Origin of the sequence: Bacteroides sp. 519 (assembly GCF_010500955.1) — a bacterium.
Classification (GTDB): Bacteria; Bacteroidota; Bacteroidia; order Bacteroidales; family Bacteroidaceae; genus Bacteroides.
Window position 1 is genome coordinate 90,456 of record NZ_QVMJ01000002.1, and the last position, 21,079, is coordinate 111,534.

Annotated in this window: 19 protein-coding genes; 4 read left to right on the top strand and 15 right to left on the bottom strand. The window is 42.1% G+C overall.

Going from position 1 to position 21,079, the window contains the following annotated elements; all coding sequences use genetic code 11:
• Window positions 1-10: 10 nt before the first annotated feature.
• The 14 genes from traM to D0T85_RS02915 form a co-directional block, all read right to left on the bottom strand.
• Window positions 11-1,222: a conjugative transposon protein TraM gene (gene traM, locus D0T85_RS02850; protein WP_163210050.1), complete on the bottom strand. Its 1,212-nt coding sequence runs from the start codon at window positions 1,220-1,222 to the stop codon at window positions 11-13.
• Window positions 1,209-1,541, bottom strand: a complete 333-nt coding sequence (locus tag D0T85_RS02855) for a hypothetical protein (RefSeq protein WP_163210052.1) — start codon at window positions 1,539-1,541, stop codon at window positions 1,209-1,211. Before D0T85_RS02855 ends, traM begins: the two co-directional genes overlap by 14 nt.
• Window position 1,542: 1 nt before the next feature.
• The gene (gene traK, locus D0T85_RS02860; protein WP_163210054.1) at window positions 1,543-2,157 is read right to left on the bottom strand and encodes a conjugative transposon protein TraK; all 615 of its coding nucleotides are present in this window, start codon (window positions 2,155-2,157) and stop codon (window positions 1,543-1,545) included.
• A gap of 56 nt (window positions 2,158-2,213) precedes the next feature.
• The gene (locus D0T85_RS02865; RefSeq protein WP_163210056.1) at window positions 2,214-2,396 is read right to left on the bottom strand and encodes a hypothetical protein; all 183 of its coding nucleotides are present in this window, start codon (window positions 2,394-2,396) and stop codon (window positions 2,214-2,216) included.
• Window positions 2,397-2,462: 66 nt separating this feature from the next.
• On the bottom strand, window positions 2,463-3,605 hold the full coding sequence (locus tag D0T85_RS02870; protein WP_163210058.1) for a hypothetical protein: 1,143 nt from the start codon (window positions 3,603-3,605) through the stop codon (window positions 2,463-2,465).
• A 20-nt stretch (window positions 3,606-3,625) separates the two neighbouring features.
• Window positions 3,626-4,357, bottom strand: coding sequence for a DUF5045 domain-containing protein (locus D0T85_RS02875; protein WP_163210162.1), 732 nt, complete (start codon window positions 4,355-4,357; stop codon window positions 3,626-3,628).
• Between the two features lie 3 nt (window positions 4,358-4,360).
• Window positions 4,361-5,098: a hypothetical protein gene (locus tag D0T85_RS02880; RefSeq protein ID WP_163210164.1), complete on the bottom strand. Its 738-nt coding sequence runs from the start codon at window positions 5,096-5,098 to the stop codon at window positions 4,361-4,363.
• 2 nt (window positions 5,099-5,100) lie between these two features.
• Window positions 5,101-7,644: a hypothetical protein gene (locus D0T85_RS02885; protein ID WP_163210060.1), complete on the bottom strand. Its 2,544-nt coding sequence runs from the start codon at window positions 7,642-7,644 to the stop codon at window positions 5,101-5,103.
• A gap of 18 nt (window positions 7,645-7,662) precedes the next feature.
• A complete protein-coding gene (locus D0T85_RS02890) occupies window positions 7,663-10,377 on the bottom strand; it encodes a conjugal transfer protein TraG (RefSeq protein ID WP_163210062.1) in 2,715 nt (904 codons plus the stop codon).
• A 49-nt stretch (window positions 10,378-10,426) separates the two neighbouring features.
• Window positions 10,427-11,938: a hypothetical protein gene (locus D0T85_RS02895; RefSeq protein ID WP_163210064.1), complete on the bottom strand. Its 1,512-nt coding sequence runs from the start codon at window positions 11,936-11,938 to the stop codon at window positions 10,427-10,429.
• 18 nt (window positions 11,939-11,956) lie between these two features.
• Window positions 11,957-12,268 carry a DUF4133 domain-containing protein gene (locus D0T85_RS02900; protein ID WP_163210066.1) on the bottom strand — a complete coding sequence of 104 codons (312 nt, stop codon included), beginning with the start codon at window positions 12,266-12,268 and terminating at the stop codon, window positions 11,957-11,959.
• 6 nt (window positions 12,269-12,274) lie between these two features.
• Window positions 12,275-12,640 carry a DUF4134 domain-containing protein gene (locus D0T85_RS02905; protein WP_163210068.1) on the bottom strand — a complete coding sequence of 122 codons (366 nt, stop codon included), beginning with the start codon at window positions 12,638-12,640 and terminating at the stop codon, window positions 12,275-12,277.
• Window positions 12,641-12,711: 71 nt separating this feature from the next.
• Window positions 12,712-13,044: a DUF4134 family protein gene (locus D0T85_RS02910; RefSeq protein WP_163210070.1), complete on the bottom strand. Its 333-nt coding sequence runs from the start codon at window positions 13,042-13,044 to the stop codon at window positions 12,712-12,714.
• Complete coding sequence (locus D0T85_RS02915; RefSeq protein ID WP_203558405.1) at window positions 13,034-13,660, bottom strand: hypothetical protein; 627 nt, start codon at window positions 13,658-13,660, stop codon at window positions 13,034-13,036. The genes D0T85_RS02910 and D0T85_RS02915 overlap by 11 nt, the downstream gene beginning before the upstream one ends.
• A gap of 217 nt (window positions 13,661-13,877) precedes the next feature.
• Between D0T85_RS02915 and D0T85_RS02920 the strand changes: the two genes are divergently transcribed.
• The 4 genes from D0T85_RS02920 (at window position 13,878) to D0T85_RS22690 (ending at window position 17,061) form a co-directional block, all read left to right on the top strand.
• A complete protein-coding gene (locus tag D0T85_RS02920; protein WP_163210074.1) occupies window positions 13,878-14,720 on the top strand; it encodes a hypothetical protein in 843 nt (280 codons plus the stop codon).
• A gap of 584 nt (window positions 14,721-15,304) precedes the next feature.
• Complete coding sequence (locus D0T85_RS02925) at window positions 15,305-15,832, top strand: antirestriction protein ArdA (protein WP_163210076.1); 528 nt, start codon at window positions 15,305-15,307, stop codon at window positions 15,830-15,832.
• Between the two features lie 409 nt (window positions 15,833-16,241).
• Window positions 16,242-16,367, top strand: coding sequence for a hypothetical protein (locus tag D0T85_RS22995; protein WP_255495682.1), 126 nt, complete (start codon window positions 16,242-16,244; stop codon window positions 16,365-16,367).
• A 4-nt stretch (window positions 16,368-16,371) separates the two neighbouring features.
• Entirely contained in the window at window positions 16,372-17,061 is a 690-nt protein-coding gene (locus D0T85_RS22690; protein WP_163210078.1) for a hypothetical protein, read from the top strand.
• A gap of 224 nt (window positions 17,062-17,285) precedes the next feature.
• Here the strand turns inward: D0T85_RS22690 and D0T85_RS02935 are convergent, their stop codons facing one another.
• Window positions 17,286-20,873 carry a lipopolysaccharide assembly protein LapB gene (locus D0T85_RS02935; RefSeq protein WP_163210080.1) on the bottom strand — a complete coding sequence of 1,196 codons (3,588 nt, stop codon included), beginning with the start codon at window positions 20,871-20,873 and terminating at the stop codon, window positions 17,286-17,288.
• Window positions 20,874-21,079 lie beyond the last annotated feature (206 nt).

A 21,079-nucleotide genomic window follows, 5' to 3' on the forward strand; every position in this document is an offset into this window, starting at 1 on the left:
ATTTAATCTGTCATTTCTTCTCTTTGTCATTCACGAGATACACAAATGTTCCGTATTTCAGCTTCGCCTTGTTTTTCTTTACTGACTTGGAAATCGCATTACTGGTTCGCTGGTAAGCGTTCTGTACAGCTTGCATCCCCCATTGCGTAAAACTATTGCCGGTTGTCCCGTTGTTCATATTTACATTGCTGCCCAAGGCGCTGCTTGCCACATCCTTGCTTGTCTCTCTGAATGTGCTACTGGGTACATAAAGGCCTTCCAATCCGTCCGTATCATAAATGGAAAGATTTACCTTCACCAGTTCATCCGCCACCATCAGGCTTTTCACATTGCCTTTCACCCGTTGGCTACCGAATCCGTTCATCGTGGCGTAGAGATAAGCTCCTTTGGGTACCACCAACTCACCGATTTCTACATCATCCAACAGCCGAAGCCTTATCCTCGACCCGTCCACAGCCTTGATATCTTCATCAATAATGGCTTTTATCAGTTTCGGCTCGGGTTCATTCTCAGCCAAAGTGTGGAAATAATCCGATGGTTTCTTTACAAGTTTTACTACCGTACTACTTGTAGCATTCTCGTCGATACTGTTCACTTCATTTTCGTTCACCTCTATTTTACCTATCACTGCGGCCTGCCTGTTTCCTGTATTGTCTGTATTTTCAGCCAGTTCTCCCACGCTTTTCTGACCACTCAGCCGGGCTTCGGCAAGTGCTTTTTGCAATTCTGCCAATGCCTCTTGTTCTCGTTGCTTGCTGCGTGCCAGCCGTTCCGCTTCGCTGAGCGGTTGAATGCCGGTGGAGTCCGTCATCAGCATTTTCCCTTTTTCCGCACTTTGCCGGAGCTTTTCCTGTATCTCTTCTGTTCGTTGGGCTGCTTCCATATCCAGCAGGGCAAGATCATCTTTGGAGTATTTCGAATCATAATCTTCTTTGTTTTCGTCTTCGTCATTTCTGTCAATGTTCTCTACGGCCGAGTAGTCCTGAATCTTTCCGTAGGACTTCACCATGCTCTCGTACTTGCTGCCTATGCCATCATTCTTAATCTGTGCCTGTGGCAGTTCCGGATTCAGAAACTCTGTGGTTTGAAGCGCGTTAGGTTTTTCCGCTGTTTCGGTATCAAAGATGTCGAAAATCAGATATCCGGCTATCAGCAAAAGGGGATAGAGGATGGCAGGAAGCATATACTTCGGCTGTTTGAAGTTTATCTTATCTGTTATCATTGCGGTGATATTTTTGTTTGAGTAATTTTTCCTGTCGCTCCGTAGCGGTTGTGTGTTGCTCTGTCTTCTGCATCCGGCTCACGGCTACCACACGGTAGATATTAAATGCCAGGCTGCTCAGTACGATAGCAAACACGATGGTCAGAAACCATTTCGGATATTTGCAGGCAAACTGCTGCACAGCACTAGCCGCCTTATCTATCTTCAGTAGTCTGGCGGTCTTGCGACCGGCTGTCACTTCACTTTCATACCGCTTCTTATATTTCGGATCGTCCTTATCAGGCATCTTTTCGCCGAGTATCATTTTCTTCCAGCTCATATCAGTAGTTATTTTTAGTTTTTTGTTCAATATCTTTATTCAATAAGGTTCGCCAGTTCATTACCAGCAACCCATGCGGATTATTGTCCGTTCTTGGCACTCGTTTAAGCTGTCCTGCTGTTACCAGTTCGCGAGTCAGGATACTTGTCCTGCGCTCGATGCGCTGCCGACCATAATAGGTAAATTCCATCTTCTCTTTATCAAACCTGATGCTGTCACAGAAGATACTGAACACCGCACTCGTACCCATGATATTGTTATAAAAACCTTTTTCTTTCAAGGTATTGTATTGTGCCAGTCCTGTTTCATCCACCAGATACATCGCTTTTTCCATGGTGTATCTGATGTACTTATCGTCAGGTGCCAGGGTAAAGAAGTAGTGGTGGAACATCTCCACATGACTTTTCGCTTCTACATCAAGAGTTTCCTGCATGGTGGTTCGTTGCACAAGGATAGGCACATTCCCATCCAATACATATACTTTTTGTTGGGCATCGACTACCATGCTCCGTGCAGTCCAGATGCTGGATATGCTAATCAGGATACATCCGACAAGAAAGAATCCGCAGATGATCGTGACAAGCCTGATTTTGTTTTCTAAGTTTTTAATGACCATATTTTTCTTTGTTTATACGCTTATTTAATCTGATTTACCGTCGTCGGAAGGGCAAACTACCCGACGTTCATGGTTCCTACCGCAGTAGGAAGGGCAAACGACCCGACATTCATGGTTCCTACCGCAGTAGGAAGGGCAAACGACCCGACATTCATGGTTCCTACTGCAGTAGGAGGGGCAAATGACCCGACGTTCATGGTTCCTACCGCAGTAGGAAGGGCAAACCGACCGACGTTCATGGTTCCGTAGGCCTACGGAGAGGCAAATGACCCGAGGTTCATGGTTCCGTAGGGCTACGGAGGCTTCTATCTCATCATTCCTCCTGTTACTGAAGTTACCGCTCCACTTGCTGTCATCTTTGCCTGTTGCGCCACACCTTCACCGAAGTTTCGGGTAGAAAATGCTGTGTCTCCTTCCGGTACCATCCATGCCGCCAAATCCGGTACAAGATTCAGGCATTTCAGCGCCACGATGCTTGCTGCCATCAAATAGCCTGCCGAGAAGAAAGAATTTTGCAGGTAGGCTGCCATTGTCTGCTCCGAAGTGGTTATTGCCGTTAGGTTTTCCACCTGTATGCAGAGCACGATATCAAAAAGCAGCAACACGTAGAACCCCACGAAGTAAAGCATCGCTCCATAGAAATGCACCGTCAGATACCTTGTCAGCCATTTCGCCCAGGCGCCTTCCCATTTCGGCAACAGGCTGAAAGCCCACTGTATCGGACCGAAGATAGTGAGCATACCGAGCAATATTTGCTGACAGTAGATCGTCGCCCACCACCCGATACGGAATACAATTAAAGCAATCACCATCACTATTTTATCTATGCACACAGTTGCTCCGCTCACCAGTGAAGTGAACCACAGCCTGCTCGCGTCTTTCTCCATATTAGTTACTTCATCCACTCCTGCATGCTCCATCGTAGACTCTATCAGGTTGGGGTCGGAGGTTCCCGAACGGGCTACGTCGGCTTGCGCCTGTAGGTTGGTGTACATGGTGTCTCTCACGTATATCAATTCCTGCACCTCCTGAAACTTATCCGTTATCTGTGCGGCTTCCGCTTCATAGAGGTCATGTGTATAGGAACCGATGGCGTTGGGGATATAAGATAGAAAGTCCAATACGCACCAGCTACTTCCGCTGCGGTTCATGCCCGTATCTGCCGGTGGATACCACCATGACAGAATGATGGCTATCATCAGTGGTTTGAACAGTTTCATCACATCCAAAGGCTCGTGCTTCACCATCATCTTATAAGCCATTCCTCCGGCTACGATGATGGAGAAGAGCGCCGCCAGTGCCATACACATCTGCAATATCCACCAAAAAGGACCTTGCGAACCAGTGAAGGTCGCATCACAAAGAAATTCATTGGTCTGAAAGATGATGTCATCTATCTCTTCTTCGAGAATATTGATGCCAAAATCCGAAAGTATGTTACTTGCCATACGTTTGTTGTTTTATGTTATTATTCTTCCAATCCATGTCTGCTGGTACTCCAACCTGCATCTCTCCAACGGGAGAGTGCGTTTCTCACAATTTGTGCTTTGTGATTCTCTCTATTACCCGTAGCCGCCAGTAGTTCCGAAGTCTTTCGGGCATTGGAGAGCCGCACGATGTAAAGAATGAGTGTTTCATTTTTCCGTGCCACATCCGCATAGATACGTAGGTATTCCTTTTTTCGCTGGGCATTGGGCATATAGGCATTTTGTGCCGCTTTGATGGCACATTGATATACATTATAATATGCTATCCAGTGTTCCTGCTCATTGGCTGTACCGCCCGCTTCCAATATCCGGCGAATATTCCGCTCAAAGTCCGCCATCTTGCTATTCAGCTTGCCACTCTCCGCCATCCATGCCAGGTCCAGTGCACCTCCGCTTCGGTCTGCCACATTCAGGGCTTCAATCTTTGCCCGTTGGTTCAGGGCGGAGTCCAGCGCTTCGGCTTCATCCACCTGTGCATAGAGGTTTAGCCCGGCAGTCGTTCTGTAAGCCAGCTTGTTTTTGCTCAATGCGCTCTTCTGATAAGATTTATGCAGAAGGGTATAGTACAGTGAGGGAGTCAACCCTCCCGAACCGATTTCCATTACGGTTATCTGATTCATCTTGGCATCATCGTGATTATACGTGACGCTTTGCGCCTTTGCCAAAGGGCAAATGCCCATTACCATTGCCGATAGGAATAAGATTCTCTTCATCATTTACTTATTTTTATAGGGGTTCAATCCTGATTCTCTCCATCTGCCGAATGCATCCTCTATGATTTCGGATTTGCTTTTGCTCCGATAGATGGATTCCTTCCAATATCCCATGCGTAGCTGGATATACCGCCACGTCTCAAAGTAGGATTTATTCAGATGCTTCTCTATATTGTCCAGCCCGGTGTTGATACTTTCCAGTACCAATAGCAGGTCAAAGGTGGAGCAGGCGGCCGCGCCGGTAGCATAGAGTACAAGATCGCCGAGCGAGCGATAAAGTTGATCACCTTCATCGCTTATTTTTTGTATGCAGCGCAGGTTAATACCGATCAGTAGCGTATCACCCAAAGAGAGCTTGTTGCGTTTCAGCACTTTGCTGTTATAGTCTTCCAACAGGTTTTTGTAATCCTGTATTCTATCGCTCACAGACTGATAGGTGGAATAGACATTCAGACTGGTACGCAACGACTGGTAAAGCACATCTATCACATCAAAGGCACGGGTATATTTATCCAGATCCACATTCAGATTCTTATAGTCCACCGTTGCCTCACTACTGTATTCATGTAGAAGTTGGTTGCTGAGTTCCAGAGTGGAACGTGCCAGCAATAAGCTTCGTTGTTGCTTGTGGTCATTGATATAGGCTTCCACTGCCGGCACATCAAATCCCCACTGGGCACTCGCCTTAATAGGAAATAGGAGGATTACTGTCAGTAATATAATAATATGTACTTCTTTCATAATCATTCCTCCTCATATTTTCCATTATAATCCACCGAGTGTAGACTGTTGGCGGCTCCACGCAACCACCGTTTCCGGCATTGTTCTACCAGTGTCAATCTCCTGCCTTGGTCATCACGGATAGCTGGTGCAATGTCTTTCAATACATCTATGATCGAGCGTTTGTAGTGCATCATCTTTTCCAACGATACCAGATCGGCATAGATTTTCGTCAGCCGGGTATCTACCTGTCGGGCAACTTGCAATCTGTCCGACGACCACAATAGATGATAGACATCTTCACTCTGATCTTCTTCTGGTGGAGCACTCTTCATATACTCCGTGTTTACCTGGCAGTTAGGATATTGTCTGGCTATCTCCGATATCCGGTTGTTTACTTCCTTAGCTTTGTCAGCATCGCTCTTTTGAGGGTCGAGTTGCAATATATCCACTACCTCCGTATCAGTATATTCTGCGGTCAATTCCCAACTGATTTGTACGATGGCGCGGTGTATCTTGATGCCAAGGAAGTATTTCGGTTTTCGGGCAATGATCACGGTAGCTTTGAAAGTGACAGTCCCCTTGATGTTGGGAGCAGTCGCTTTCCTCAGATAGCTATAGCCTTCCCACCACCCGTCACCTTGCCATGTCAGGCTATAAGCTATCTTACAATCTTGCAGGATAGCCGGTATACGGTAATAGTCATCTGTCGGCACGGAATTGTCTTCGTTCGCTTCAGCACGGGCTTCCGCCAGATCTTCCATTTTCTTTTGCCAGGCGGCAAGCTCCGTTTGCAACTGTGTTATCTGGCTCTTATTCTGGTTATATTGCTGCCTGTATTTGGCTGCATCTTCCACACTGGCAGACGCTATCTTCTTTATCAGGTCGGCATTCTCCTTTTCCAGTTGGTCGATCTGACTTTGTAATAGACCGATCTTCTCTTGGTATTCTCTTTCTTTTTCATCTAGTTCGGACAAATCCAGACTTTCGTTTCCCGAAAGAGAGGTTTGCATCACACACTCTTTGGTGTGGGCATTCAGGCTACCTCCACACGTGCGACATTTATAGGAAGTGGTACCGGAGTTAAGCGTGGCACCATCACTACAGGTCACGCTGATAATTACACTTTCGCAACCTTTCAGCTTAGCGGCATCCGTTGCCTGATAGTATTTCTTGGCATCGCTACCTATATAATAGGTATAACCCTCTTCGTTGTCGTTGTATTCCGACAGCCTTGCGGTCAGTTGTGCCTTGAACGCACTCAAGTCCATGGTGTAGGAATCAAATAAATCCTCATAAATGACTTCCGTATGGTTCCAGTTCTTTGTTACGGAGATACTGTAAGCGTATGCTTTCTTTGTCTGCTTTCCGTTTCTTGAAATGACATAGCCGTTACGCCAGTAGTTGATTGAATAGGTATAGCCGTCATTGCCGTTATTCAGCCCGTTCACCTTGGTTCTCGACCATCCGGCATATCTTTCCGAATTACTCAATATCTGTTCCACTTGTGCCGCATTGGGATAGAAACCGGCATCACCCGTTTCAAAACGTACCCATTCGCCGCCATTGATGACACTGTTATCATCTGTGGGCGGATTGTAGTTGCAAAGAGTCTCACTTCCGGCATCCCGTCGATAGATATACCACCTTTGGGTATAATATTGTCCCACTGCTTCATGCAGATAATCCGTCATCCATGAGGTCAGGTTATAGTCACTCATCTTGAACAGGTTACTTACATTGTCCTGTACACCAACCAACGACAGCAACGTGCCTCCGATGGATTTATCCATCTGCTCATAAAGTTTATAGCTTCCTTTCGCGGCATTAATCACCGTTTTAGTCTTTCCCTGAAGAAGTTCGTCGAAACTGCTACTACCCAATATCCGCTCCGACAGGTTATCACCTCCGGTCGTAGCCAAATCAACTCCCATGTTATACAGTTTGTCTATATCTTCCTGAAGGTTCTCTTTGGTGAAATTACTGGAGATATTACCGAAATCATCAAACATCGTTTGCCAGTCAATATCTCCGGACTCGGAGAGTTTGAAGAGGGCAGCGATTCTTGGATCAAGTTCCAGAAAGGCAATGTCCTTGAACGACAGTTCACTGTTCGTCACTACCGATTCAAACTGCATACAGAGGCTTTTCGTCTCGGTGCAGATTTTCATTAGATAGCTGCCCCAGTAGAGAGCGGTCTGTGGAGAGCGGAGCATCAACCCTGCCACGGTCCATATTTTAGGCATGATTTTCGCACTGACAAGATTGTAGATGCGGCGGTAATAATAATTCTCTGTACTGCTGGCAAGTATACCAAGTTCGGTCAACCCTTTCCGATCCATGTATTTGGACAGAAAGATACCCGCTGTGGCTACCTCTGCTGCACTATACTTATCCAGAATTTTCTGTACCTGCTCGTTGTAGTAGACTTCGGCAACCGTCTCTGTTCCGTATGCTCCCGCCATGGCTGCAATCGTCTTTTTGTCATAGTTGACACGCACATACTGCGCTTTCACCTGAATGGCAAAGGCACAGATCGCTATGAGTATGAACAGAGTTTTTTTCATTGTTATCAAATCCTTTATTTATCCTTTCAGTTTCTTTTGTGCGAGATTAAGTACATGTCCTGCCTGATTCACTTTTTGTGCAAACGGCAGTGATTTTTCAATCCCGGACAGGTTCCAGTCCCGGCAATAGGCTTCAATGGCTTCCTGATGACTGCATCTCAACTCCCGTTTATAAAGTTTCAAGGCTTCTTTCTCCGCTCGCTCCGTGGTGTAGGTCATGTAGCATTCTTTGGATTCTTCCACCCCATAGACTCCGCTGGTCGATCCTCTGCGGATAAACACTTCTTTAAAGAATGAGCGGCTTTCCTTATTCTCAAGGCGATTGATGGTGAATATCTTCTTACAGTCCACGTCTGTCAGACCAAGAATGGATTGTATGTTGTCAAACCGCTCTCTGAACTTGCTTTGGTCGAGCAGCATCACTACATCCGAGTTATTGATAATGGCTTCTTTTACCACCGGGCTATCAATAATGTCCTGTATCTCCTGTGTCACCACACCCACGCTTGCCCAGAATTTACGAGCGGTTTTGTACATAAATTTAATATATTCCGCCATTAGCGGAGAGGCGATCGCTTTCCATGCTTCCTCGATTACAAGGACTTTCCTGTTCGTTTTCAGACGCATTTTTTGTAAAAACACGTCCATTATAATGAGCGTAACTATCGGGAATAATTCCTTACTATCTTTGATCGCATCCACCTCGAATACGATGAAGCTCTCGTTGAACAACGTGGTGTCCACCTGCTCGTTAAGCGTCTTTTCATATTTCCCTCCTTTGTAAAAAGGCTGAATCATATAGGCATATTTATCATAGTCTATCTCGGTGATGTTGTTCTCCATACAGATGATGTCAAGCAACTCAATCGAGAACTCGTAAAAGCTGTTAAACGAAAGTTCCTTCACCTTCAGTGCCCTGCGCCTCTCTTCCAGCATGGATACCGTTCCGGGCACTTTAGCGAGTAAGGTTTCCACATCCACACCCAGTATGGCAGCCTTGCGTTTCGCCCCGTTTACGAGTTTTTTAGTCACAGCATCCCTGCGTGCGGGATCATAACCGCCGGAACCGTTGAAGCAGACTTCGTAATACTCGCTAATCATCTGTTCGGCAATACGGATTTCAAGGTCGGTAGCCGTAGCATCCGAGCCTTTCCATATCTGGAGAATCAGGTTCTTCAAGAAATTGACTTTCTCTATATTCAGCTCTGTACGCTGGATGTTGAACGGGTTCATGGTGATAGGTTTCTCTTCCGTATAGCTGATATACCTGCCGTTCAGGTACTCGCAAAGCCCTTCGTAGGAATTTCCCGTATCCACCATTACCACATCGGTATTCTGTTCATGGAGCTGTCTGACCACACTGTTCATGTGAAAACTCTTACCGCTTCCGGAAGGACCAAGGCAAAAGAAATTAGAATTATCCGTCAGCTTGTTGTGCCCTTCCTTTCCCGTTATATCAATCGCGACCGGTACACCTTGCCTATCCGTATAGTAGATTTTGAGAGGCGTTTCCTCATTGTGCTGGATGCGTTCCTTGTACATCAAGCAGGTGGCGGCATCGCTAAGTGTAAGGAAGCGGTCATAATCTGTATTCATACCGTAGCAATTTCCGGGGAATGAATTCACAAAGAGTTCCAGCTGGTTATAGGCTCTTTTACTGATATGGATGCCTATACGTCCGAAGCAATTCTCCAGATGGTTCGTCGGCTTCTGCAAGTCCGCCTGCTTGTCGCAGCATACCACCAGGTTAAAATGGGTATAAACCAGCTGCTTGCTTTCTCTGGCCACCGTCTCCTGCACACGCTTGATGTCTTCCACCGCCATCTCATTGGAGGGGTTAGGAATGCTCGCATGCCGGTTCTTCTTTTTGTCCAACATGGCCAGTTCCCGTTTTTGGTTGGGAATGAATATCATCTGGTTATAGATCACAGTCTGCGCATCGGGTATGCTGTCTATCATAGAAAGCAAGTCTACCGGCATACTGGTGTTATTCACCTCAATGTTGGTATAGGGACGTATCAGTCCGGGAAGATTGGTACTATCCACATCCACAAGGCTATATACCTTGCATTTATGATCGCCCATCCCGATGCTTTCTTCATCTACCTTGAAATTACTCATGGAGGTATTCTTGTCCGTAAAATTCATGGAGAAACATCGGTCTACCAGTTCATTCACGGCATTTTTATCCAGAAACTCCGAATGCACGCCTGCGTCACGCAACTGGTCTTGCACCTTACGAATTTTTACAAGGAAGTCCTTCCATTTCTTATTGTCGAACGAGAACAGGCTACTCTTCCGGGCTTCCTGCGTGATAGTGAGATAAGTACAACTATCCGTGTATTGTCTACCTTTGAAATATTCAAAATAGGATTTCGAAAGAAACTCTTTGTTCTCTGTACCTGCAAATCCGAAACGGTTTCGTGTGAAGATGTCCTGTTTGTGCAGGGCATATCCTTCACCTAATGTCTGTACAATAGCGGTGAATAGATGAGTGAACTCATAATAACTGTCAATGTTCGCCGAATACTTTTGTACCGGATTATCCAGTTTCAGCACCGCCGAATATTCTCCCGTTTTGGTATAGATAACACCAATCCCATTCGTGTCTTCCACAGAAAAATAGATATCCTGAAAGATATGCTGGCGCTTACCTCCCGTACCGAAAGCATAAACCGATACGGCCATGCCTATAAGCAATGCCACGAAGAAAAGGATTACATAGATTGTCATTACTGCATTTTATTTATTTAGTGACTGCAATAGTTATTTATTTATCTATTTAAAATAGATAGAAAAGACGCAACTGCATCTTTGCGTACTGTTTGGATAATGTCCCGGTAATGATACCGTTCTCCATATCCATCATATAGAATGACTGGCTGCTAGATTCACTGCTGGTCAGGTATTCACCGCTTGGAATGGTAAACTGTTTCCATGGAACATCCCTTTCAGAACAACGAAGTTGATAATACAACGCTGTCATTTCAGCAAGAGAGGGTACATAGCTTCCCGGATGCCTTTGCGTTTCATCAATCATCTTATCACCCGCATCTTTCAGCTGTGATTTTCCAATCAACAACGTGGTCAGTTCCGCACCGTTTGTAAAACCAAGCGCACAATCCGTACCGTATGGAATGCCGGGTTTGAAGATGATTTTCTCTGCATCACCGACTTCCTGAACCTGTTTAGGATTGACAATTCCTTCCTTCCGTTTTCCGTCAATGGTAGCGAACACCTTCCCACTGGTCAAGAAGCCGCTGCCAAAACAGAACTTCCCTTCGCAGTCTTCTAATGCTACCGCTTTACCACGCTTCCCGTCTGTCTGAATGACAATTGCTACAGATGAAGTATCCCGCTTACTGCTGATGTATCCACCCTTTTGCAGGTAATAGCCAACTTTCACGGTATCAACCTCCGTAACCCTGTTATTACCAAGGACTGCATGACGTGTATCTACCCAACTGCTACTTACAGCCAGTCCGTCAGACGTCCTTTGAAGATTGATTTGGGTCAGACTCCCTGCACGCAAAGGCGGTAGTGTAGTCTTTACCGTATAATTTTGATGGTTTATTTTGGCATGAATGGCAACCGTACCTGCTGTTTCTGTCGGAATCAGGTAATAGTCAAACGATCTGCCATTGTTCAGCAGGCAATCCGCTTGCTGAACATTGACGGGACCATCCGCAGTCATGCCAAACCACTTTCCTTGATAGGGCAAATACATAACCCTTGTATAAATTCTTTCACCGGTGATAGTCAACCCTCCGAGCCAATCCTGTACATCGTTGCTGCCACAGGTAATGCGAAGTAAAGCCATCGCACTAACCATATTCACCTTTATTGAAACTGTGCGACCATATTCTCGTTGCACTTCCCTCCCGTACAGATTTTCCCCAAAAGGGGCATTCAGCAGAATGCTGTCATTCTCTTTTAACCCTTTGCGGTGGGGATAACAGACGGATAGCTGTGCTGTCGAATCCGTAGCCACCGCATTCCGGTCGCTTGTCTGATAGCTTCCTTTCTCATTCTTTATAAATGCTGTCCCCAGAAAAGCTGCCGATTCTTCCTCCGTGGCATCCTTCGGATTCGTATAAATCCCGATAGAGGGCAACGTTTCCATTTCCTGCGTTGACAAGCCTTCGATATTTATCTCAAAAGAGCGTTTGGCGTTATCCCAATTTTCTCTTGTCTTTTCCGCTGTCTGTTGGGCTTCCAGTAAATGTTCCGTTGATGTCTTTTTGCCACAGGATGACAACAAGATTGTTCCGATTAAAATAAATAGATACTGCATCTTGGCTTTTAAATTTTGTCATACTCTTTTTGAATAGGCGTAAATAAATACCCCCTTGTTGTTTTTCTTGCTATGCAACCCTTTTTTCTGTTTGATGAAGATAAAAGCTGCACCTGTACCCAGCGCAAGAACCAATACAATCAGACCCGCAAGAAATCCTATCAGACAGTAGGCCACGATGAAGCCAATAATGGCTCCACCGATAGCGCCTGCTGCCCAATAGATGTAGCGGCCCTGGACTCCCATGAACTCAAGAGGTTTTTGCAGCCCCTTGAACAACGGGTATTCTGCATACCGGTCATCAGAGTTAGAGTTAGAGTCAGTGCCCATTACGATTTAACTACTTACACCAAAGAACAACGGCAATGCTTGTGCAGCTGCCACAAGGAAGATACAAGCTCCCACAATCATCATGATAGACTTCTTGACATCCTGCTCTTCGTTGTTCATCTTGATATATACAGAAATAGCCCCAACCACGGCCACAACGCCTGCAATAGCATAACAAAGCTTGACCACATACGGCACATACTTGGCTATCTCCGTGGTCACAGTCCCAAGGGCTGTAGTACCCGCAGAATAGTCGCCTGCCGAATTCTGAGCCACCGCTGCTGCCGTTCCGACAAGCAACATGAGAGACATCATCTTGATTCTCTCGGAAGAGCAAATACCCTTCATAAATTTCTTGAATTTCTGAATCATTTGTTTACATTAATAATTAATACACGGTTTTTACTCTTCTGCGCAGTCGAGTGTTTTTTAGAAACGGTTTCTTATATCTGATATCCGAAGAAGGAAGGAAATAGGATGGAGGCACTAATCATGAAGATACAGGCACCTACCAGAAAGAGTATTTCTTTCGTTACTCCTTCTTCCCCGATATTCATTTTTATGTATATTTGAAAACTTGCTATTACCACTACGATGGCAGCTATAGCATAACCTAAGTAAAGCACGTAGAGCATCATCGTTACCACATAATCGTGCATCAAAGCCAATGCATCGGCCCCCCAGCTATAATCCACACCACCACTTTTGGCGAGTGCGAACTGAGCCGAAAACAAGCCAATGAAAACAAAAGAAGACCTAAGTATTTTAGATAGCATCTCTAATCTCCGATTCGTTGTTTTCAGACTTCCTATTATCCGGAGCCTTCACTTCTTTAAGCCCCTTGTTCTGACGTTGGTTATCGAACAGGATAACTTGCTGATTGATAAGATAGTCCTCGAACTGTTTTTCATCCATGACGACTTCACTCTGAATATCCCCTTCAAGCATATTCCGGCGGATAGTATCAACCTGCTCTTCAGTTTTACTTTTCTCAGTCATTCCACTTTGGGTGGCTGTTCCACTCTTGTAAAAATCATCATTCCCCTTTTCCTCTCCTCCGTGTTCCCTGATCTGATTCGCTTCCGAGAGATTTTCAAGGCTCGTTGGTGTTCCTATGACAAATCCGTCCCCGTCTTCTGTTACAGGAATTGGTTCTTCAATCTGCGCCATATTACTCACATCGAAAATCTCTTCCGTTTCATTCTCCTGTCCCTTTTTACCGTACAGGTCCCGACTGATGTTTACGCCATAGTAGATGATGTATGCTATGGTCAGCACAATGGCAAATATTACAAATGGACTCATGTTATTAATCTGTTTTTGTTTGATTTCGGGTGCAAATGAATGATGAAAAATGGCAGGAAAATCAGAATCTATTTGGAAAGCTTTCATTTTTAACCTGTATTCTAATTTCAAGTAATAATCATACCTAAAATCATACTCAAACAAAAGACAACCCCCAAATCTATCCAACTGGCTTAAGAAAATGGGCTGTTAACACAGGTTCCAGAAAACGTCTGCTATCATTTTGATATGATAAAAAAATATCCTACTTTTATTTCCGAAATTTGTTTAAAATAGTCAAACCGAATACCCCTATATTGAAATCATGATAATTCGTAAACAGCCTGTAATATCATGGCTATTAGATAGAAATAGCGTCTTGGATGAGAATAAATTGGGCGTGCCAATGGTAGATAACAAAGTACACTTCGAGTATCTGGCCAATGGCATGGGTGTTCTTACAGATGTTCGTAAAAGCAATCCTGCTTGGGGTTTGCCTGAACTGATTATGCCTTCATTTGAGAAGGTTATGGAGAAAAGTGCAAAGTCATTTTTCACTATTGACCATCAGCTTTTTCAGGAGTTCTACAACAACAATGTATGTGGTATTCTTCTATCGAAGGATTGCGGAACCATAGTGTATGGTTTCGGAAAGGACACATTATATGTTTGGCTGTTTAGGCAAGATAGAGGGGAAAGCAAATTAAATATGTATTTTTATGTAGAGTCAGCAGAGGATAATACACGGAAAATTTTCACATGGCCAACCCTGACAGATGATGACCAGCTTTTCGCTGGCGATAAAGAGGGGAGAAAAGAAATGTATGCCACACTAGCGAACAAACTAATGATTTTCCTGGCCGTTAAGAAATACGTAAAGGTTGAAACGATAGTTGTGCCAACTGGGACGATTACTAAGATTGATGATACTGTTCATGGATATAAGGTTAAAGAAAAAATCAAAAATGAAAGTGGGCAGGAAGTGATCATCATGGATTCCCGATGGTTTAGAAAAATAGTCAATGATAATGATATTTTTGTTAGAGGTTTCTTTAGGCTACAGAATAAAAAAAATGAAATGGGTGAATGGTATAAGGAGCTCATTTTCGTAGATTCTTTTATTCGACACGGGTATCATCGCAATGCTACGATTGAAAATGAGAAGTAATTCAAGTCTGATATTGACAGATTTAGAGATTTCGACCATAAGTATATAAACGACCGTTTAGTTTTATACATCGCCCAATCTTAATTTGATTTCCATATCAATTCATTTATTGCCTGGAAAGATAAGCTTTTCGTCCCTATATAAAATTCGTATTTACAATAATTAGCGGCATTATTCTCATAAGCCGGGTGGTATTTCCAATCTTATACGATTAACGATTCTTCCTTTCGCCCGGTTGAAGGGGAAGCACTCTTTACCTTCCTTACCAGTTACTACAGGCAACCACTCATAAAATAAACACCTTCACTAATAGGCGTAAGCATTAAAAATCCAGCATTTTAAATTTTCCTCCTTAACACATACGACAACTGCCTGACTGGTTATTTTCTATCATGGTGCAAAGGTGTTTACGGAATCTTCACGGGTAGTAAAGCACAAGCCTTGCAGGTTCCCGAAAAAATCTCCACTCCGTATAAATTCAGGGTAGTATTTTGTCCGTGAATACTTGACAAACCTAATCCCTACACCGGAAATGCACCTGAATAAAAAATCAACCCGGCAGATGCCGATTAAAAATTAAGGTTATGGAAAATATATCAGAAGCACGGATTTATGTAGGAACTTACGCTAAGTATAATGAAGGTTCAATCTTCGGTAAGTGGTTAGACCTTTCAGATTATTCCGATAAAGAAGAATTTTACGAGGCCTGCCGCGAGTTACACAAGGACGAACAAGACCCTGAATTGATGTTTCAGGATTGGGAATATATACCTTCCAGGCTGATTGGTGAAAGCTGGCTGTCCGATAACATATTTGAAATTATCGAAGCCATAGAAGATATGGACGAAGATAAAAAAGCACCATTCGAGGTCTGGCTTAACCACGAAAGCTACGATCTTAGCTCTAAAGACATAAATGACCTGATTTCCTCTTTCGAAGATGACTTTCAGGGCGCATACAAGGATGAAGAAGATTATGCGTATGAAGTCGTTGAAGAATGCTACGACCTGCCGGAATTTGCGAAAACCTACTTCGACTATGAAAAGTTCGCCCGAGATTTGTTTATAACCGACTATTGGTTCGATGATGGTTACGTATTCCTGAACTCATAAATGAACCGGAAACTTTTTTTTAAAGCGGAGCAATCCGCTTTTTTAGTATCTAATGATATTAAAATAGTCGCTGCCTTCTCCTTAGCGTAGCAACAAGCCCTTCGGAGGAAAGTTTGTTTTAGAAGTTAGAAGCATAACATCTGTTCCTATTTCTTTATCCTGTTTCCAATAGCCGTCACTCCCTTCATGCGAAAAAGTAGAATAAGTTGATGCAGCTGGCGAACTTGTTGCGTGCGCAAAGGTAAAATCGGGTTTTGCTGATCTGAACAAATTTTTCATATCACAATCTCCACGCCTTTGGGTAGTATTCTTCCAAAAAAATTGCTCCTGCAAAACGCCTCTACTTTGCAAAGCTCACGAAACAAGTCAGTCGCTCAACTCATTCACCGCATAAAAAAAGGTCGTGATTATGAAAACAAGAACAGAAATATCAATACGAAACAATATCGTTGCTAATCTATTCTCGCATAAAATCTTCAATGCAGCAAGAATGACGGTAGCGAAACACAACAAATTTACAATGGTTAATAGATAACATCATGGCACAGGAAAGAATGGACGATTGGATGCAGTATGCGAAAGACCTTGCAAAAGCAGAACGGGAACTGAAAATTGAGCATTGGGTATATATCTCCTTTGAAATCCGCAACCCCGACAGAAGTCGGGAAGTTCTTCATACGATAGATATACCCCGTGACATGTTAGACCGTTGGCGGTGGCTGGTCAACTGGCGAAAGGCTAAGTTAATATGCAAGCACCCACGAAAGAACATAGACCTATTGTTTTGCTATTACGACAAGCGAACAGGCTTACATACGGGTTTTGACTTTATATTGGGAAAAGTCGCTTCGGCAAAGGCACAGATAACCAAAGTCGAAAGAGCTATTGCCCGATATATCGACTATAATAAGTGCAATAATCTGTTTTTCAATATAGAAACGGATGAGCAATTACAAAAAGCATACAGCAAGTTAGAAGAAAAGAAAGATAATTATCAAAAATTACATGTAATGTTACAGGAAGAAGTAAAAAATCACAGGGAAAACAGTGATAAATACAAGCTATTTATCGGTTTCAAAAAGTTAGGAGAGTTTTCCTCTATCTTGGAAGCGAAACAATACGCAGATCAAACAGGGCAGACAGGCAGGTTCAGCTTATTAGGAGACAAATACTATGACACTTGGTATATTTCTCAATGGGATATAAAAAACGAGGAAACAGGAACATAAGCACGAGACGGATTTTTCCGCTCGGCTTCTTTTATGGTCCATTCCGGAAAAAGATATGGTAAGGTAATTGTCTGATAGCCGGATTAATTGTTTTCAAAAATCTTGCAAACAGCAAGAAATTAAATAAAACGGCAAAAAACATCTATACATAGCTGATTAAGATGAAGTTCGTGATTACTGTAAAGAAAACATATACATTAGTTTGTCGATGAATAATTCGAATTTTACATTATCAACGGATGTGTTATCTTATATGCATCCACTAGACATTGTCTATATACTGTATCATTAGATATACGAAAAGCCATGGAGAGAACTCTCTGTGCCTGAGTATAATTCATATTCTTAAACATGAGCGAAAACAAGTTCATGGTAAATATGTTCACTCCTGGTTCTGTAATTCCGTCGAGAAGTCTAAGACCTGCATTTAATACATTGTAGGTATTCAACTTATTCTTCTCTATGTTCAGATAACAGTTCTGCAGATGATTTGGTTCTTTACGGCTGTTCTTGTGGTATTGATCACATATGTATTCTGCTGTCATTTCACAACCAAAATAGTTTAAATCTGCAAAGAATACATCAATTTTTTCCATTTCCTCGTAATCCATAAAGTATAGCCAGTTATTGCAACTTACTGCCTTATATGCATTGAAATTAATCATCGAAATGGTCCAATCCTCCGTAATCAGAATACGATTTGGTTGATTGGCTATCATTGTAGACTCTAAAAACATTCGCTGTAACTGCGTACCAATTTTCGACAAATCTTGATTCAGTATTTCCTCACAATTCTCTATATCACAATAGTCAGCAATCCACTGCTTCACCATCTTGAGTTTTGCAACCAAAGGAGAAATCTCAGGTTCTTCTTCATGTTGTTCTATCACAAGTATATCATATAGTTTCTGACTAAAAAAAGTGGGCATACCTTTTAACTCCTTCATTATTGAATCATCAATCGCTACCGCAATGCTCTTCGCTAAGATAAAGCGTTTAGTGAACGAAAGATTGAACTGTTTATGAATCTCATGCATCATCAACAATGAACTTAGCTCAAGTACAGGTTGTACATCTTTCATATTGTAATTGCATGCGGCAATGTGCTGAGCAACAACCTTCCGTGGAATCATACAGATTGTGAAATCACCAAATAATTTATCATACAAATCACTCATTATTTGATGCTCTCCAATAAAATTATACAATGTTATAGAACCATTCTGATAATTGATTTTAGCTTCTTCCATTTCGGAAACATAACCATCACGTTGACCCGACAATTCTTTGAGGTTAGCAAATATCCCATCACCACCAGTTAGATCATCAATCGTGAATGACTTAATCGTCTTACTCCTATTCTCTGAGATTTCCTTCATACAATCCATCCACAACTTATGGTACTTGTTGAAAATGGCTTTTACGGTCACAATACTAATACGACGAAAATGGTGCAGTTCTATAGTCTCACCAGGATGCTTACCAACTAAATCTTCAAGATAAGAACCTAAGAGGATATCATCATATTGTTCTTGACCATCCACATCTAGCATCACATAACTATTTAGGGTAACGACATCGTATTGTTGATGAATGATATCACCTAATGATTTCTGAACGGAAAATTGATAAAAAAGGTCATGCAGAGGCTGTGTAGGATTCCTGTGAATTTGTTGATATAGGAACTCAACAGCCAGGTCTGGTCGATTGATGAAGTGATAAGTATTGGTAATATTACTAATAGCTGTTTCGGGGAAATCTACATCTTTAAGTCTGTCAAAGAACTTCTCCACATCATCATATTTTTTGCATCTATACAATGCCATTAAATGATGCTCTATCAGAATGCCATTTTTAGGGTTTTTATCAATACAAAGCGTTGTAATCTGCAATGCACGTTCAAAATCTTGCAATGATTCTGCCATTCCAAGTTCTATGTTCAGTGTATCAGATGTCTCAATTTTGTTCAAACGTAATTGTTTACAAAAATCATATAATTTACTTCCATTTTTTTTATCCTTTCGCAACAATTGAACATAAACATGAGTTCTTATATCATAATAATTCATATCAACAATGGGCTCTATCACTCTAATAGCATCATCAATGCCTATGTATTTTTCATAGATAAGCGAGACATAAGGCTTTAAAATATCATGAAGTTCACCCTCATGAATTTTAATGTATTCGATATCGATCTGCTTGCCTTCAAAGAAAGCCAGTATTTCCAAAACCACATTTTTAGTCACAACATTTACAATATTCAACTGAGAAATGTGTGGTGATGCAACTTCAGTAAAATACTGAATTGAGGAAAGTACATAATTCAAGTTATCATCGTCGAATGCAACATTGTATTGGCAAGCGTCTTGAAAAATTGCCATAAAATCATCGCTATTTTGCGCTTTTAACGCTAAAGAAAACCTCTGTTGAAGTACAGATGCACTGACATCTGCACCATAAGCAGCAAGAAATGTTATAGCCTCAGGTTCCCTGTTGGCACTCATTAGCATAGATGCAACTGCCAGATAATAGAAATCTTTCTGGCCTGGTGTATAAGTACAGTTTTTGATTTCATTAATCCATGAAATAGAATTATCATGGATATATGCCACCAGTGCATGAGTAAACCTCAAATCTGGAAGCACATCATTCAATTCAGTTTTATGAAGCAGTTCATAATATTTTTCTGACATGGCATACAAATCCTCTGATTCCTTAAATGGAGTATTATTGATGCCAGCAGGTTTATAAACCCATTGCTTTAGAAAACGTGTCAACGAGATGCTCAAGTAGAAAACCCACACAGGAATATTATCAATCGTAAGATTGTCCAATATTTTAATAGGATGAGTATCTGGATTAACGGGCATTTCCTTAAATATATCATTGTCAAGCATACTGACTATAGCAATAAGATTGTCTCCAGATTTTACATTCTCTGGTACATTCTGCAAAGATTCATTTATATCAATCGCAAAAACGAGTGTAGGGACCCACACCCAAACATTATTAGAATCCCTTAGTTTAATACTCTCAGCTAATTCCAAAGCCTTGTCTTTATTCCTATTTTTGCAATAAACATAAATCTGACCTGCAACAATATCACAATCAAAATAGTTTGCTCTTTCTGCGGCTTGGTAAGCTATCTCATAATGTTCCAGTGCTTTCTTACTATCAACATAACGCTTACAGTTACCCATAAAATAATCAATAGTAGCAAGCAAAGGAAGGTCAGGATAGCTCTCTTTTGTAACAACAACCCTTAATTTTTCCAGTAATCTATAAGCTGTATTTACGTGTAGACTATTGATTGCAGGTGCTAGTTCTTTGACAATGTCTATCGTGTCCTTATTTGTCATACGTTTCAAAACTACATCCAGTTTTTTATCAGTCCTTTCAGTAGTATCACTAATTTCCCTCAGCTGCTCGCTACTTGGATTCAGCAGTTTACCTTCATACCGCATATATAAGGCGTACATAAGCACAATAAGCACCACCAACGAAACGACAAACCAATCCAAAGCTCCGTATTCGAACTCCAATGCAGTCCATAAACCACTGTCTTTATCTTCTTTTGATAGACCAACTGTTAATTTAGTGATTGGCCAACCTGCACAAATTGTAGCAATGACACCAAGAAAAGCAAGTGTCACTTTGCGTACACTGATGACAAATAAATAGTTAAATATCGGTTTGCCAATATTTTTCCATATCCATGGAGACTTTTCTTCAAAGATCTCAGGCTTTCGTATGAAATATATGAATAAAATTGCGACTACAGATACTACTAAACTTACTAAACCAATCATTACATTTTATTTGAATTCGATAATACACGGTCTATCTAGTTCCAAAATTACAGAAATATCTTTTACGATAGATAGTTCTCTCATTTTTTTAATTCATCTATTAATGAAAACCACAAATTGATGGTGCAATATATTATTGCATTCTAATCTATATCAAGCTTATATTGAATTATTTCACTAAAGAAATAGCACTTCTCTTTGAACAA

What these genes read in the sequence shown, in the direction of transcription:
- traK (WP_163210054.1), bottom strand. Translation starts at nt 2,157, where the DNA reads ATGGTCATTAAAAACTTAGAAAACAAAATCAGGCTTGTCACGATCATC.
- D0T85_RS02905 (WP_163210068.1), bottom strand. Translation starts at nt 12,640, where the DNA reads ATGATTCAGAAATTCAAGAAATTTATGAAGGGTATTTGCTCTTCCGAG.
- D0T85_RS02855 (WP_163210052.1), bottom strand. Translation starts at nt 1,541, where the DNA reads ATGAGCTGGAAGAAAATGATACTCGGCGAAAAGATGCCTGATAAGGAC.
- D0T85_RS02890 (WP_163210062.1), bottom strand. Translation starts at nt 10,377, where the DNA reads ATGACAATCTATGTAATCCTTTTCTTCGTGGCATTGCTTATAGGCATG.
- D0T85_RS02935 (WP_163210080.1), bottom strand. Translation starts at nt 20,873, where the DNA reads ATGATTGGTTTAGTAAGTTTAGTAGTATCTGTAGTCGCAATTTTATTC.
- D0T85_RS02920 (WP_163210074.1), top strand. Translation starts at nt 13,878, where the DNA reads ATGATAATTCGTAAACAGCCTGTAATATCATGGCTATTAGATAGAAAT.
- D0T85_RS22995 (WP_255495682.1), top strand. Translation starts at nt 16,242, where the DNA reads ATGAAAACAAGAACAGAAATATCAATACGAAACAATATCGTTGCTAAT.
- D0T85_RS02880 (WP_163210164.1), bottom strand. Translation starts at nt 5,098, where the DNA reads ATGAAAGAAGTACATATTATTATATTACTGACAGTAATCCTCCTATTT.
- D0T85_RS02915 (WP_203558405.1), bottom strand. Translation starts at nt 13,660, where the DNA reads ATGAAAGCTTTCCAAATAGATTCTGATTTTCCTGCCATTTTTCATCAT.
- D0T85_RS02865 (WP_163210056.1), bottom strand. Translation starts at nt 2,396, where the DNA reads ATGAACGTCGGTCGGTTTGCCCTTCCTACTGCGGTAGGAACCATGAAC.
- D0T85_RS02910 (WP_163210070.1), bottom strand. Translation starts at nt 13,044, where the DNA reads ATGCTATCTAAAATACTTAGGTCTTCTTTTGTTTTCATTGGCTTGTTT.
- D0T85_RS02885 (WP_163210060.1), bottom strand. Translation starts at nt 7,644, where the DNA reads ATGAAAAAAACTCTGTTCATACTCATAGCGATCTGTGCCTTTGCCATT.
- D0T85_RS02925 (WP_163210076.1), top strand. Translation starts at nt 15,305, where the DNA reads ATGGAAAATATATCAGAAGCACGGATTTATGTAGGAACTTACGCTAAG.
- D0T85_RS02875 (WP_163210162.1), bottom strand. Translation starts at nt 4,357, where the DNA reads ATGAAGAGAATCTTATTCCTATCGGCAATGGTAATGGGCATTTGCCCT.
- traM (WP_163210050.1), bottom strand. Translation starts at nt 1,222, where the DNA reads ATGATAACAGATAAGATAAACTTCAAACAGCCGAAGTATATGCTTCCT.
- D0T85_RS02895 (WP_163210064.1), bottom strand. Translation starts at nt 11,938, where the DNA reads ATGCAGTATCTATTTATTTTAATCGGAACAATCTTGTTGTCATCCTGT.
- D0T85_RS02900 (WP_163210066.1), bottom strand. Translation starts at nt 12,268, where the DNA reads ATGGGCACTGACTCTAACTCTAACTCTGATGACCGGTATGCAGAATAC.
- D0T85_RS02870 (WP_163210058.1), bottom strand. Translation starts at nt 3,605, where the DNA reads ATGGCAAGTAACATACTTTCGGATTTTGGCATCAATATTCTCGAAGAA.
- D0T85_RS22690 (WP_163210078.1), top strand. Translation starts at nt 16,372, where the DNA reads ATGGCACAGGAAAGAATGGACGATTGGATGCAGTATGCGAAAGACCTT.